Raw genomic sequence first — 15,195 nt, forward strand, 5'->3', positions numbered from 1 at the left:
CTTCCATTTGGAGCAATACCGTTACCATCGGCGACCCGGACGGCTATGGCGTAACCTACCTCGACCGCGCCAAGACCTACGTGCAGGGCGGCGACACTGCCATCAGCGGCCACATCCTACTTTCGGAGTTGGATCTCTCCAACTCCAACCACTTCTACTTCGCCTCAGGCGATCCCTACAAAGGCGGAACTCCTGTGCCCTGGAACCAGGTCATGATGTTCAACTACGCCTTCCAGAACCTGGCCACAGCGCATGACATTCTCGGCGATAATCCCACGCTCTCCGCTCAGTACCACCAGCTCGTGCAGGACAATCTCAACTGGTTCTTCGCCTCGGGCGTGACCTCATATACAGACAGCGCTGGCAATACTGCTTACAGTTGGGGCTACGCTATGCCTGCTATCACCGACGAAGACAATGATCACGGTAGCCTGGACGTCAATGGATTCTACCGGGCATACATGACCGGCGAGTATGGCCTCACCCCTGCCATGCTGACCCCCTTTGGCAATACGTTCGTCGATGTCATGACCCTTGGGCCAGGCGACTACTCCGGCATCATCAACGGTCAAACGGGCTCCGGCAACTCAGCTTCCACAGACTATATTCGGAGTGGCTGGCTGCTAACCGCGGACTTTCTCCCGAACGATTATGCAACGATGGTGGGGGCCGACTTCACCGCTGGGGGCACCACGACCAGTGCGGATCGGTTCTCGAAATTCCTTTGGCTGAAGAACAAACGCTATCAGTCGTTCACCTTCAGCGCGACCAGCCCACAGGCCATCGCTCCCGGCTCGAACACCACATCGACTGCCACTGTCACAGCGCAGGGCAGCTTCAGCGGCACCGTCAGCCTCAGCGTCAGCGGCCTGCCCACGGGCGCAACCGCCAGCTTCAGTTCCACCACCATCACCAGCAGCGGAACCTCGACCCTTACCATCGCAACCACCAGTTCCACAGCCGCCGGAACCTATCCCCTTACCATCACGGCATACAGCATGGGCACCGTGAGCCAAACATCTGCTGTTAACCTCGTCGTTGAGCCGCAGGCCTCTACCCCCGCTTTTTCTCCAGCTGGCGGGAGCTACACCGGCACTCAGTCAGTCATCCTCTCGACTACCACCAGCGGAGCCACGCTCCGCTACACCACAAACGGCACGACACCGTCCGAAACCAACGGCACCGTCTACAGCGCGCCCATCTCTCTCTCCGCCAGCGCCACACTGCAAGCCATTGCCTACAAGAGCGGCTACACCGACAGTCCCATTGCCTCGGCCTCTTACACCATCACGGGCTCCGGCCTTCCCACCAACTGGACCGACGCCGACATCGGCGCGCCTGGCGTTGCCGGCAGTGCCAGCTATACGAGCGGCACCTTCACGGTCTCTGGTTCCGGCGCCGATATCTACGGCACCGCCGACCAATTCAACTACGTCTCGCAGCCGGTCACGGGCAACCTCACCATTACCGCCGAGGTTACCAGCCAAACCGATACAAACTCCTGGGCCAAGGCCGGAGTGATGATCCGCGAGTCGACCGCTTCGGGAGCGGCCTATGTTGGGGTTTACATCACGCCGGGAAAAGGAGCCAGCCTGCAGTACCGTCCCTCTGACAATGCCACCGCCGTCAACGGACCTGAGACCACCGGCCTCACCGCTCCCTACTGGGTACAACTGGTGCGCAATGGCTCTACCTTCACCGCCTCTATCTCGCCGGACGGCGTAAACTGGACCGTCTTCGGCACCGAGACCGTCACCATGGCTGCCTCGGCCACCGCAGGCCTTGCAGTCTGCTCACACGACAACACTCAGCTCTCGACCGCAGCCTTCACCAACGTCACCGTCAACGTGTTGCCCGCGCCCTGGACCGACCTCGACATTGGCGCTCCAGGTGCACTCGGCAGCGCCAGCTACAGCGGCACGGCCTTCACCGTTTCTGGCGCCGGAGCCGACATCTATGGCACCGCCGACCAGTTCCATTACGTCTACCAGCCCACCACCAGCACCTCGGTCACCATCACAGCGCGCGTCGATAGCCAGACCAACACCAACTCCTGGGCCAAGGCTGGTGTCATGATCCGCGAGACGACCGCCGCTGGCGCCACCTATGCCGGCATCTACGTCACGCCGGGCAAGGGCGTCAGCTTCCAGTACCGCACCGCGACCAGTGCCAGCGCCACCAATGGCCCGGAAACCACCGGTCTTGTCGCGCCCTACTGGGTGCAGTTAGTGCGCTCAGGCTCCATCTTCACCGCCTACACATCGCCGGACGGCAGCACCTGGACCGAACTCGGTTCAGCGACGATCACCATGGCGACTGATGCAACACAAGGCCTCGCTGTCTGCTCGCACAACAATACCCAACTCAGCACCGCAACGATCGACAACGTAACCCCCTGACCAGAACCTACTCAGGACAAAAGGCCCAGCCTTGCACACAGCGAGGCTGGGCCTTTTGTCCTCGCAGTAACCGGTCAGCTTTTGTCTACCCCTAATCGCGAATGCTTTGGCGTTTGTGTCCCCGCAGATCATCCACAACGCTATTGAAACGCTGGTTTTTAGTGGCTAAAAGCTGAGTTTGATACCGCCCTGCATGACGCGAGGCGGTATCGCAACCGATGGTTGCGATCTGCCCAAAATTCGATTGTTGGGATGGGTCTGTGTACGGCAAGCCAAAGGAGGGATGATTGAACGCGTTGAACATCTCCCAGCGAAACTGGAGTTGGGCAGTCTCATGTACTCGCCAGTTCTTGATCAGAGCAACATCTCCGCTATCGATGCCTGGACCAACGAGGATATTCTTACCCGAGTTCCCAAAGGTACCTGCTGGGTTGATAGCGTTCGCTGGCCCCCGAACTCAAGAAGACCTGCGCGGCAATCTCCGACGCTGTCTCCGGCAGCATTAGCGCTCGCTGAAGGCCATCACATACCAGAAAGTCGAGGGTAGACGAGAGATTCGGGACCGTCCAGACCCATCTTCGCCGAGATCGAAATCAAGCGTGGAGCATCGATTTCCTCCCGGACCAGTTGCAGAATGGCACACGATTTGGTACAGAAAACTGGGGCCCTTTAATATTTGCGCTACACTAACACTCCACTGGTACAAAACATCTGGCAATCCATTGAGTTGTAAGCAATGGATGCATCTCTCCGGAGGTCTTCATGGTCGGGATAGGAACAAGGCTTCGAGCAATTCGTCGACAATGGGGGCTTTCTCTGCGAGAGGTCGAAGAGCGCAGTGTTTGCCTTGCCCAGGAATGGGGCGACCAGTCTTATCAGATCTCTGCCAGCTGGTTAGCTCGCGTGGAGAGGGGGAAGCACGAGCTAACAATTCCTAAGCTCCTCTCCTTGGCCGCTATCCACAATCAGGCTCCAGAGGAGCTATTGCGTCAATGTCGGCCAGGCGAAAATGGCCCACCGCAGAATCACCAGCTTCCAGGGCCCAACACGACACTTCTTCTGGCGAATGGTCCGCTGGACGAGCAAGCACGCTATTTGTTGCCAGACAGTTTCACTACAGATCAACCACCCGAAGAGACCACGCTTCTGCCTCCTGAAAATGATCCATTACCGAGTCAGTATCGGCGTGCCATAATCGGGAGGCGTGATAGAACGCTCGACCCCATGATTCGTGCGGGGGCGATCCTGAAGATTGATACGCAAAAGAGAACGATAGCATCACGCAAGGAGTGGACGAATGAATTCGACCGCCCAATCTATTTTCTCCTCACACATGCTGGTTACGTCTGTGGTTGGTGTGAGCTGGACAAAGACTCGATCTGGTTGACTTTGGTTACTCACCCACTGTCTCACGCATCTAGCCAGCGCTGGCGCTATCGAAAAGAGGTTGAAGTGATTGGCCGTGTAGTGGCTGGTGCGATGCGATTTGTTGCGTAGCCAGGGAGTCAAATCGCGATACAAGACGAGCGTTCGTTTGAGCTAGATCGTCCGCTGAAGGTCGATGAGCATGGGAAGATTGCCTCGTTCATAAAGCGCAAGAATCTGACGGGTCATGAGATAGTACTTAGCAATTGCGGGCTGCGCATAATCAGCGAAAGAACTTTCGAGATTGCCCGTTTTCGCTGCTCCCTGAAGTCTTTCTACGTGCCATTGGACTTCTCTTGCGCTGAGTCTCAATTCTTCTGCAAGAACCAAGGCCTCTGGATACCATTGCTGGACGTAAAAAGCCAAATCTACCAGCACTATGCTATTCCTTTCGAGCGCTTCGAGCCCCTCAAGCCCCCCGATGAGTGTCCATATTTGTGGCGACTCCAGTTCCGCGCAGGAATCGTCTGTTCTACGTTTTCCTGATTCGTCAGCGTAATCCAGTGCTACCTGAGCTACGCCATCCCGATCCATCATGGTCAAGCGCCCAAGTATTTGCTGCCAGTCCCCAGTGGAGGTGCTGCGCGCTCGACGAGAGTAATAGGCCGTAGCCAAGCCCAAGATCAAGACGAAAATCAAAATAGCAGCCAAGAATAGAGCTGTGTGTATGCTCATTGACGGCTCCGTGAACGAAGGGTTTGAAGACTGTATTCCAGTTTTCCTTGTAAGGTTAGCAAGTCTCTGTGCATTTGTGCCGGCAGTTTGCGAGAGGAGGGTGCTTCGCGCCACAGCATGATAATCCAGTACAGGGTGCAGGCGAGATATACAGCAATTCGTGCATGGGATAGGTCATCGTAAGCTCGGGTATCTCGGCCCAGTCCGAAATAACTGTGCGCGGCTTCTACCAGTACGTCAATGACCGAATATATGCCGAGTCCTTGAGCAATGTTGGCGACATGGGTTTTCCAGGGCAAACCTACCGTCACGGATAGCGCGATCATGCCGACAAAAAGTTCGCTCATCAAAGCTGCAGAAAAGAGGTTGCCTCTGATCATGACTGACTGCATCCACAACCGAGTGGGCGGGCTTGCAATCCAAGCCAAAGCCACCGCTACTGCAATGCTCAAACTACCCAAGCCTATAAAGCTGTGCCGCACATCCTTTGCCCAGACTCCCAGCGGACGAAATATGCACGAAGCCAGTTCATAGACGACGCAAAGCTGCAGGCCGACATCTAGTATCGCGAGATACCAATAGGTGTAGAAATAAGCTGCTTTCGTTCCAGAATGCGCGATGGCATAGAGAGCAATCGTTCTCAACACATTGGACGCTATGAACGCTGTGAAAAAAGGGAAAGCCTTCACACGATGCCGTATGCATAGAACCCACAACAACGTTATATGTCCAGCAAAGCTGGCCGCCCAAAACAGGAGATTGAGGCCCGTAAGGTGCATTTGTGCTCTCCCACTTGGGCGGCAGTTTGCGACGATCCTGCAAACCTATTTTATGCCATATGGAGCAATATGAGGACCATCTGTACTACATCGGGTGATGTAGGTTCAGGATCTCCTCCAGTTACACCCGAAGAAGTCGGCGCGGTGGGAGTGCTTGCTGTTGTTGAGGCGTGGATAGTCGGTGTAGCCAACACTGCGAGAGTGAGGATGAGGATAGCAGCGATATTGCGAGCAAGATTCTTGAACATACAAAGTCTCCTTTGGCAGCGCAAATATGCGCTGCGCGGAGACTAGGGGGCATGATAGGAGATCCCGATGACTTTGTGTGTTTTGTGGCGTAAACGAAACGTAGATGTTCCATTAATTGCTCAACCTCTTCTTTCGTGGAATTTGATAAAACACTACATTTAATCGCATATGTTGCGAGAAATTTTCTCCGAAAGTTTCGGATACGCCACATTTTGATCCGTGTGATTGCCGTATACACAGGCAGGTTTGATTATGCTCCCATTCGTTTCAGGAAAGCTTTTCCGCCGTGACACACAACAGGTGGCCTGTGCTTCGGCTTTCCTGGTTCGTTTGGGCCCTGCATGATCTCCATTCAGTGATCGAAAGAGCGATGGCAAGCCATGGACCTAAGCACAGCCAAAACGGCAGCGAAGGGGCATCAACGGGTCGTCTTCCTCCAGGATGCGGCGATCGATGAGTATATCTGCACCATGCTTCTGACGCTCATGCCTGGCATCGAGCTGGCAGGGGTCATTATCGTGAATGCCGACTGTCTCGCAGAGCCTGCCATGCAGGCAGCATCCAAGTTACAACAGTTTCTTCGGAGAAAAGACGTCCCAGTAGCTCTGAGTCGTGCTCGTGGATGGAATGCATTCCCATGGGATTATCGGAGCGACTGCATTAGCTTCGGCGAGATTCCCAGCCTCAAAGAATTTAAACCGGAGGTTACGACACCCCCGCTAGATGGAGAAGAGCTCCTTGTAAAGCTTCTTAAGGCGGCGATATCCGATAAAGATCCGCTGACGCTGCTCATCACCGGCCCTTTGACGCCGTTACAGATGGTGTTGGAAAGGAATCCCGAATTGGCATACGGCATCGTCTCGATCGTGTGGGTGGGCGGCGCGATCGATGTCGATGGCAATCTGGATCCGAAGACATTGCCATCTGCAGTGGCCAATACGCACGCGGAGTGGAATGCCTTCTGGGACCCGTATGCCGTGGACTACGCTCTGAAACATTTCCATGACATACGGGTCTTTCCACTAGATATCAGCAATACAGCCCCGGTAAAAAAGGAATTCCTAAACTCTCTTCAGGAATTAGGAAAGAAAAGCCGTTATGCGCAACTGGCATTTGAAGCCTATAGCTTGGTTACCAAGGAAGAGTTCTATCGGCTCTGGGACGTGACCGCAACGTGTTGGTTGACGCGCCCCGATCTGTATACCGCGCCGCGGTCCCTGCCTCTCGAAGTTGTGACCTGGGGGTTTGAGCAGGGTTGGATTCGATCGCTTGCTGCTACTGAGAGTGATGCTCGGCGGCAACAAGTCTACTTTAGCTTCAGCGATCTTCCAGGTTTCTACGAATATATTCTGCAACTCCTGTCTGCTCCTTCTGATCAATGATGCTGTTTCGCTGCCGGGAGAGGCTCTCTCGGCGATTTGCTTTGTGTGCAAGACAACCGAGAGCAAAGAGAAGAGGAACTATCCCTATGCGATTCAAAATCTTGTTTCCTGCGACCGTAGCCTTGTTGCTGTCGATCATGATCCCTTCTAGCGGCATACAGGCACAACAATCCACGCCGCAAGACGCGGCCTACTTTGCCTTCCGCAATGCAGTGACCGACCCACCACCTGTACACACGACTCCGATCTTCAAGCTCAGCAAGAACTTTCCCGCAACGGTTCCTGACAAGTGCCTCGAATGCGCCTGGCTAAAGATCGACGTCAACTTTACTCCGAGCTTTGACAAACCTTCCTCTCCGAACTGGCACGGCCAGAACTGGGATAAATACATGGATGCCGTTCTTCAATATGTGAAGGAAGGGCAAGACCCGAATCTGAGCAACGAGGTCGGCTATCGGGTTGAAGTCAACCACAAAACACGTTGGTTCAATGTGCCCTGGATGTCCTACGATCCGACGGCAGGGAGGGAGTTCGTGCATGGAACAACGAATGAGCGCACCGCTCACCTCGCTGATCTCGTGAATAACTCTCCACATGCGAGCAATTTGTATGTTGGAGAAACTGATGCCTGCAAGAAGGATTGGCCGTATGGCTTTGAATCCTGGTCCGTAGGCTATTACAACGAGTATGGAGGGTATGCGATAGGCCGTAGCATTCCCACAACCGGCGTGCCTAAGGTCAGCACATATCTGGGAACAACGGTGCCAGCAGGGCTTCCATTCAAAGAAGGTACGGTAGTCGTCAAGATTCTGACGACCAATGCGCCCGAAGAGTGTGTCCCTAGCCTGAAGGGCTCCCCACAGTGGCAGATCGATCGCCATAAGGTCACCGCAGACAAGGGTTACGAATGTGATCGTGAAGTGCAGATCTCACGCATTGTGCAGGTCGACGTCGCGGTCGTAGACTTCAGGTCTCCGACGCATTGGGTATATGGCACCTTTGGGTTCGATGGTGCCAGCGCTGGCAATACCTTCTGGGATCACCTCGTGCCCGTAGGGCTGCAGTGGGGTTCTGACCCATGGAGTTTTCCTGCAGTTCCGAAGACAGCGAGTCTATCTATACAGCAAAGCGTTATTGATAAAGATAATCCGCTCTTCCAACATTTGGGCTGCGCTGGTCGACTGGCCGGTCCGGTCGATAATCCTCAGTCTTCCTGTACTTCGTGCCACTCCAGCGCTTATGCCGTTCCCAACGGCGCGCCATCGGAGATGGGTGTGAACGTGCCTCCCAGCTTCGGCTTTCCAGGTCTGTGTGAAAACTACTCGCTCGACAATGCTTCCTACTTTCAGAATCAGACCATTCCACAGAGCTTTCCCGGAGGCCGATTCCCAACAGCAATCAGTATGGATACCTCCCTGCAACTGGCGGTGGCCTTCACGCAGTATGGGTACTTCAATACGGAGCATGCGCCGCAGGCCTGTACGGATCCGAACCAGGTTTCGCCCACTCCAAATCCAACTGTGCTGAGAACAAATTTCCTGCGGACCAGCGCCGTGCACAAAGGAGCAAAATGAGCGATTTGACGCGTCGGTCTTTTCTTGTTTTGGCCGCAGGAGCTACAGTCGGCTCTACGGCATCAGCTTCTGTTGCTCCTCAGGCGGTTCCTCAGTCGCAACCTGTATGTGTCCAGCCAACTGCAACTGAGCTGTCGCTTGTGGAACAAGCGGACTTCAAGCCGGACTTAGTTCTGGACTGCGGCTTCCTTCTGAAGACCATGGATGGAGTGAAGGTAAAACTGCGCGCGTACAACGGGCAGATACCAGGTCCACCCATCGACACTGTGGCGGGTCGTACCCTTCGGATTCGCATGAAGAACTCACTTCCTGCATCGGACTCCACCGGTTGGGGCGGAAACATGGATGTCCCGCACATGTTTGGCAATGTCAATCTTCACCTGCACGGTTTGGACGTCCCTCCGCACATCTTTGAACCACTGGGCACAAGTAATCCGCTGGCGCCAATGATCTCTATCCCTCCAGGTGGAGAAAAGGATTACCCCTTTGTTATTCCTGACGACCAGCCCCCAGGGCTGAATTGGTATCATCCGCACTCTCATGGATCGACAGCGGTACAGGCTGTATCGGGTATGGCTGGAGCTCTGATCATCCGCGGGGCCATCGATGAAGTTCCCGAAATCAAAGCGGCCAAAGACTACATCATGGTGGTGTCGGATATCGGGCTCTTTGAAACGAATGAACCCCACGCAGATTACACCGACAGCTTTGAGCCAGCGCAGAATGCAATCTGGCAGACCTACTCCAAGGGTGCAGGTGAAGTCACGATCGATGGCCATCCTAAGAGACCACCCCTCCATTGTGGCTTTACCACGGGCGATTACCATCTGCGTTATTACTGTTTGAATGGGGAGCCTTTCTTCAAGGAAACCCATAATCCCGTACCGCCTGAAAATGGCGATCAGCCTGCGCCGATTGCTAGGCAGCTAACCCCCTATGTCTATAAGATGCGCCCCGGTGAGGTGGCGCGTTTCCGCCTCCTGAACGCATGCTCAGATCTCATGATGCCCGTCATGGTGGAAGGTCAGGACATGTGGCTGATCGCCATGGACGGCAATAACTTCGCCTCGCCACAATTGCGGAACGCCTCGCGCTTTGGAGCGCAGGTCCTGCTCGGGCCAGCGAATCGTGCAGAGTTCCTTATTAAGGCAAGTTCCAAGCCCGGTACATATCGAATCCTGCAACTGAAACAAAGCGAACAGTTCCTGGCCGCACCGGAGAAGACCATCGCCATCATTGAGGTAGAAGGAGAGCCTCTGGATATGGAAGTTCCGCGTCATCTCCCCAAGAACACACGTGACGCGCCTATTATGAGCGAGGATATCAAGCGGAAACGTTTCTTCGTCTTCTCCAGCGCATATCCGGGAATACAGAATCCGGTGGTCGGCCTCGATTTCGAGATCAATAATCAAATTTACGACGAGCTTGCTGTGCCCACTGTCGTCGCTGTGGATGAGTGCGAAGAATGGCACATCATGGTTCCCAACTCCCAGGAGGGAGGTACAGAAGGACACCCCTTCCATATCCATGTGAACAGCTTCGAGGTGAAATCGATTGGTGGCGTGGAACAGATGCCTGGGTTGATCCAGGACACCATATGGATTCCACAGAATACAGAAGCTGTTATATGGATGCGCTTCAAAGAGTGGAGCGGAAAGTCAGTATTCCATTGCCATATTCTGCCGCACGAAGACACCGGCATGATGCAGAACTTCCTGATCCTGGATAAGCGACCAAACTATCACCATTCCATGGGGTAATTGCCTGGAAAGCAACAGCATAGTAAGCCTGACCTCGGCTGGGCGTCGTTATGCACAGCGTGTTTTTCTTGTCGCAATTCGATCCTTGAACAGGAGCTTAACCTATGAAGCGTGTCGTTGTTGTTGTGAACAAGAAATGGGAGATCGCACCAATCCTGGCGGTTCTACGCGCCCCCTTTGCGCCTGGCTCTCACGCCTCGTCCAAACCACCAGCCTGGGAAACACCGCCCATCCTCCCAGAGCCATGGCCGGATCCCACGGGAAACTATGATCTCGAGTTTCGCAACACGCTGCAGGTCGGTGGATGTCGCGTCGAACTCTGGTGTTTGGCGGACTTTGCCGATACATCTATTAGTGCTCAGAAGGTTGGGTATATCCCTCTTGTTCTGCAAGGCTCTGTGCCTGATCTTGTGATTGCGGTAGGTACAGCAGCAAGCGTAACTCCGTCCCAACAAGGGTCTGTGATCGTCGGAACACGTGCCTTTATCTTCGATTCAGGTCAGAATCAGGAACCGCTGCCCTCTAATTGGCCGGCTACACTCGTTGGTAAATTGATCGAATCATCTTTTCACTCTTCCTTTGAAAGACTTATTCGTGAATTGCCCGCAAAATGGTGGGCCGACGTGCAGTCCCGTATGCTTCTTCCTATCCACGGAGAAAGCGCGCCTGCAGTGCACCTGGATGCCGAGTTCACCGCAGTCGGAGACGTTAATGTTGATAATCCGGCCGAGTACAACAAGTTCGATCGTCTAGCCATCGCTGCGTGCCGTGCTGCTGACCCAGGAGTAAATATAGGAAGCATTGAGACGACAAGTGCACTTATCCGGGCAATGACAGATCCCGTGCCCTACTTGTTCCTATCCGGGATAGTTAACGATCTCGGCGAATTTTCTCGAGACGTGCTACCAAATGAATATGCTCAGAATTTCGCGGGTAGTCATAATGCCGGTGTCGTTCTTGCTTGGTTGTTAGCGTACCTGACCGTCTGCTAGAAACGGGCACAACAAAACGGTGACAATCTCTTTACGATGGAATGACAATCTCTCTTTGAAGGTGAGCTAGTCTCATCATCTGATAGTCCTTCACGCACGGTGCTAGCGGACAGTTCTCGTCGTTTGCGAAGGCGATTCAAAGAAGAGGTGACGTCGCATTGCCGCTGCCCTTCGCTCCCTGTTTATTTTGGAAAACATCGTGGCATTGGTGTCGCAGTGCCACCCAGTGCTGCCGAACCTTGAATTTCAAGGCCGCCACGCCTACCTGCGGCGATAGAGGCTCTCGACCGCGATCTTTCACGCCCTCTGGCGGCATTTAGGAGATCACGTTCTGTACCAATTCCGCCGCACCAGGGCACCATGAGCAACAAGCGTCGCACTTTTGACAAGGCGATGATCATATCGAGACCTTCTGGTGACACATGCACGAAAGCGACGGGATACTCTTCGCAGAGAACTGACGAACCGGCTCTCTTGCCAGAAATCACGAACGGCAGCAAAGCCTTTCGAGAAACTATCCCAAATTGATGAAATTAAAACAAATCGCTGATGTACATTTTCCAACGCAATGGGCGAACTTCCGCCTGTTGGCCTTTGAAGGCATACAGGCCGATTATGAAACGACTGGAAAGCCTAAAGAGACTGCACTGGCGTTAGTTTTGGGCGATATCTACAGCTCTCCTCCAGTAGTTCGCATTCATTCTCAGTGCACGACTGGGGATGTTTTCCACTCTCTACGGTGTGACTGTCATGACCAACTTCACCTGGCCTTGCGCATGATCGCGGATGAAGGTACAGGAATTCTGCTCTATGAGCATCAGGAAGGCCGAGGTATTGGCCTCATGGAGAAGCTGCGCGCCTATGAACTTCAAGAGCAAGGATTCGACACAATCGAAGCCAACCTTCTTTTGGGACACCTAGTCGATTTGCGCGATTACGCACTTGCTACAGAGATTCTTCGGCTTCTAAAGATTCGTTCGCTTCGATTGATGACCAATAACCCTGAGAAGATCGATGCTGTGCTCACGGCGGGAATTGAAATTGTCGAGCGCCTGAGCGCTAATGTTCCAGGCAGCCCTCACTCCGACCGGTACCTTGCCACTAAGCGCGAGAAGCTTGGTCATTTCCTCAATCCTGCAGCCATCTCATCCGATACCAGTCATCGCGGGCAATCAACTCATAGCGCAGCTGTTATTAAAAATGCTCGCGACAGCGTTTAGGTCGGGATGTAATACGCAAAATTATCCGGATTCCGTACGGGAAAGGGATGACATTGAGCTGACAATTTTGAGACAACTGCCTGCACTGGATGGGACTACGCTACATCTCGTAAAGGGAATCTGCCAGCTGCGCTAATGTGCCTGGCACATACGCTGGAGGCCATCGGCTGAACCTGTCAGCGAGCAAATACCCGAGGTGAACTTTGGCACATGTCCTACTGACGCATTCGTATCATCTTCCATATGACGCGAAGCAGCTGCGCAAGATGCAGCCGTACACTCCGATTGGCACGCTTTATGCGGCAACTGCACTGCGGGAGAATAATATCTCTGTCGCAGTATTCGACTCGATGCTTGAGGATCCATCGGCAACATTCTCTGCGATATTAGAAAGCCACCAGCCGAAGATTGTGGCTGTCTATGAGGACGACTTCAACTTTCTTTCGAAGATGTGTCTCACACGCATGAGAGAGGTGGCGTGGGAGATCGCGAAAGCCGCGCATGCTATCGGCGCTATCGTCATCGTTCATGGTTCCGATTCGACCGATAACCCTACCTTGTTTCTGGAGAAGGGCTTCGACTATGTGCTTTGCGGAGAGGCAGAGAAGACTCTTGTACAGCTCTGTACTTCTATATTGCATGCCGAAGCAATCCCGGAGATAGAGGGTATGGTGAGGTTCGACGAAACGGGCCACCTTGTCCAGAGTGCACAGCGGTTATCGAAAAATCCAGCATGGTCGGAGCTTTCTCTGCCTTCGCGCGATTTAATCGATCTGGAGCCGTATCGCGCGGCATGGATGAAAACACATGGCTATTTTTCAACGAATATGGTGTCTAGTCGTGGATGCCCTTACCGCTGCAACTGGTGTGCGAAACCAATCTCCGGCAATAAATTTCATTTGCGACCCGCCGGAACTGTTGCCGAAGAGATGAAACGGCTGAAGTTCGATGTAGGAGTCCAGCATATCTGGTTCAGTGACGATGTCTTTGCATTGAACCAGCACTGGATGAAACAGTTTGCTGAGGAAGTCACGAAAAGAGATGCGGCTGTTCCTTTCAAAATACAGTCTCGTGCCGACTTGATGAGTGAGCAGACCGTCCAATCCCTGAAGGCCGCGGGTTGTGCTGAAGTATGGATGGGTGTTGAATCCGGATCGCAAGCCGTGCTCAACGCGATGGACAAGGGTCTAAGTCTTTCTTCCGTTATTGTTGCCCGTCGTCGCCTGAAAGAAGCTGGCATTCGTGCCTGCTTCTTTTTGCAGTTTGGCTACCCAGGTGAAACCTGGGTAGAGCTACAGGAGACGATTGCCTTTGTCCGGCAGATGCGCCCCAACGACATCGGAATTTCATTCTCGTATCCGCTGCCGGGTACCGTGTTCTATGAACGCGTAAAGACACAGCTCGGGCAAAAGCGCAACTGGACCGACAGTGATGATCTTTGCATCATGTTCAGAGCAGCCTATAACACCGATTTCTATCGTGCCGTGCGCGACGCTCTGCATGCTGAGGTCGATTTCTGGCAAGACTCAAAGGCACAGAGCAGAACAAAGGCGCAGATCGACGCACTGTGGCGCAAGGTGAACGAACTGGAGCCGATGAGCCGCGATGAAGAAGCCTTGCCTCTCGATAGTCTTTCCACTTTTACCTCGTCTGAGATCGTGTCTGTTGAGCAATTGGTGCAGCTCAGAGGGGTATAGATGCCGAACTATCACATCTTGCTATATACGAAGAGGGGGTAGCGATGAGTGCATTGCAAAATGACATTGCTGACGATACTACTATCCACTTAAGCGTCCGTATGCAGTGCCCGTCCTGCAGGGCCGACTTGAGTGGCATGAACTGTATGTCGTGCGGTTTCCGACTTCAGATCAGCCGCGGAATCGTGCACGCTCTACCTGCAGAGCGTGTTGCGTATTACGCGCGCTTCATGGAGGACTATGAGCGCATAAGGGCTGCAGAGGGCCGAGGAAGCGGAAGTGAAGAGTTTTATCTGGGCCTCCCTTATGAGGACATTACCGGTAGAAATAGTAAGCAATGGGATATCAGGGCGCGCAGTTATGACTATTTGATGCGGCACGTGCTGCAACGAATTCCTCAGGAAAATGGGGGAAGAATTCTGGATCTTGGAGCAGGGAACTGTTGGATGAGCTTTCGTCTGGCGCTCGCAGGGTACCATCCGTTTGCAGTAGATCTGCTCTCTAATGATCGCGATGGGCTTGGGGCCGCTGCGCATTATCAGAGACGCTTGCCTGAGCCCTTCTTGAGATTCCAGGCTGAGGCTGCACGTCTGCCGTTTCAGGACGAGCAGTTTGATGCTGTAGTATTCAACGCCTCTTTTCATTACTCCGAAGATTACGAAGTTACTCTGCGTGAGGCATTCCGGTGCGTCAAAAGCGGAGGCTTAGTGATTATCAGCGACACGCCATGGTACTCCCGCGAGGAAAGTGGCAGACAAATGGTTTCCGAGCGCCGTGCCGCCTTTGCTCACCATTATGGAACCGCTTCGGACTCCATTAAGAGTCTTGAGTATCTTACAAACAGTCGGCTGCGCCTCCTTGAAGAGCAACTGTCAATCCAGTGGGCGATACATTCTCCTAGATATGGTATCCAGTGGGCGATGCGTCCTCTTGTGGCGAAGTTACGCCGGAAGAGAGAACCTTCCCGGTTCCGCATTTATGTAGCCCGGAAGAATGTATGACCGACCGTTTTGAAGAGAATCAGCGAAACCAGATCGTAGTTC

The 15,195-nt window shown here is 53.7% G+C and carries 12 protein-coding genes; 9 read left to right on the forward strand and 3 right to left on the reverse strand.

Features of this window, described 5'->3' with window-relative positions; translation table 11 throughout:
- Both GSQ91_RS12760 and GSQ91_RS12765 read left to right on the forward strand, forming a co-directional pair.
- Window positions 1–2,399: chitobiase/beta-hexosaminidase C-terminal domain-containing protein (locus tag GSQ91_RS12760; protein WP_174240681.1), on the forward strand; the 2,399-nt coding region annotated here is incomplete at its 5' end.
- A gap of 762 nt (window positions 2,400–3,161) precedes the next feature.
- On the forward strand, window positions 3,162–3,896 hold the full coding sequence (locus GSQ91_RS12765; RefSeq protein WP_158821946.1) for a helix-turn-helix domain-containing protein: 735 nt from the start codon (window positions 3,162–3,164) through the stop codon (window positions 3,894–3,896).
- Window positions 3,897–3,938: 42 nt separating this feature from the next.
- Here the strand turns inward: GSQ91_RS12765 and GSQ91_RS12770 are convergent, their stop codons facing one another.
- Genes GSQ91_RS12770 through GSQ91_RS12780 form a run of 3 tightly spaced genes read right to left on the reverse strand, consistent with a single transcriptional unit; the run spans window position 3,939 to window position 5,526 of the window.
- Complete coding sequence (locus GSQ91_RS12770; protein WP_158821948.1) at window positions 3,939–4,499, reverse strand: hypothetical protein; 561 nt, start codon at window positions 4,497–4,499, stop codon at window positions 3,939–3,941.
- A complete protein-coding gene (locus GSQ91_RS12775; RefSeq protein ID WP_158821949.1) occupies window positions 4,496–5,278 on the reverse strand; it encodes a hypothetical protein in 783 nt (260 codons plus the stop codon). Before GSQ91_RS12775 ends, GSQ91_RS12770 begins: the two co-directional genes overlap by 4 nt.
- Before the next feature lie 50 nt (window positions 5,279–5,328).
- Window positions 5,329–5,526, reverse strand: coding sequence for a hypothetical protein (locus GSQ91_RS12780; protein ID WP_158821951.1), 198 nt, complete (start codon window positions 5,524–5,526; stop codon window positions 5,329–5,331).
- A gap of 381 nt (window positions 5,527–5,907) precedes the next feature.
- Here GSQ91_RS12780 and GSQ91_RS12785 point away from each other — a divergent pair, with 381 nt between their 5' ends.
- From GSQ91_RS12785 to GSQ91_RS12815, 7 genes are all read left to right on the forward strand, one after another.
- Window positions 5,908–6,909 carry a nucleoside hydrolase gene (locus GSQ91_RS12785; RefSeq protein ID WP_158821953.1) on the forward strand — a complete coding sequence of 334 codons (1,002 nt, stop codon included), beginning with the start codon at window positions 5,908–5,910 and terminating at the stop codon, window positions 6,907–6,909.
- A gap of 86 nt (window positions 6,910–6,995) precedes the next feature.
- The gene (locus GSQ91_RS12790; protein WP_216845216.1) at window positions 6,996–8,483 is read left to right on the forward strand and encodes a hypothetical protein; all 1,488 of its coding nucleotides are present in this window, start codon (window positions 6,996–6,998) and stop codon (window positions 8,481–8,483) included.
- Window positions 8,480–10,243, forward strand: a complete 1,764-nt coding sequence (locus GSQ91_RS12795; RefSeq protein ID WP_158821955.1) for a multicopper oxidase family protein — start codon at window positions 8,480–8,482, stop codon at window positions 10,241–10,243. Before GSQ91_RS12790 ends, GSQ91_RS12795 begins: the two co-directional genes overlap by 4 nt.
- 104 nt (window positions 10,244–10,347) lie before the next feature.
- Entirely contained in the window at window positions 10,348–11,235 is an 888-nt protein-coding gene (locus tag GSQ91_RS12800; RefSeq protein WP_158821956.1) for a hypothetical protein, read from the forward strand.
- A 527-nt stretch (window positions 11,236–11,762) separates the two neighbouring features.
- Complete coding sequence (gene ribA, locus GSQ91_RS12805; protein ID WP_158821958.1) at window positions 11,763–12,455, forward strand: GTP cyclohydrolase II; 693 nt, start codon at window positions 11,763–11,765, stop codon at window positions 12,453–12,455.
- 203 nt (window positions 12,456–12,658) lie between these two features.
- Entirely contained in the window at window positions 12,659–14,152 is a 1,494-nt protein-coding gene (locus tag GSQ91_RS12810) for a B12-binding domain-containing radical SAM protein (RefSeq protein ID WP_158821960.1), read from the forward strand.
- A 44-nt stretch (window positions 14,153–14,196) separates the two neighbouring features.
- On the forward strand, window positions 14,197–15,153 hold the full coding sequence (locus GSQ91_RS12815; protein ID WP_158821962.1) for a class I SAM-dependent methyltransferase: 957 nt from the start codon (window positions 14,197–14,199) through the stop codon (window positions 15,151–15,153).
- Window positions 15,154–15,195 lie beyond the last annotated feature (42 nt).

This window comes from Granulicella sp. S156 (genome assembly GCF_009766105.1).
Classification (GTDB): Bacteria; Acidobacteriota; Terriglobia; order Terriglobales; family Acidobacteriaceae; genus Granulicella.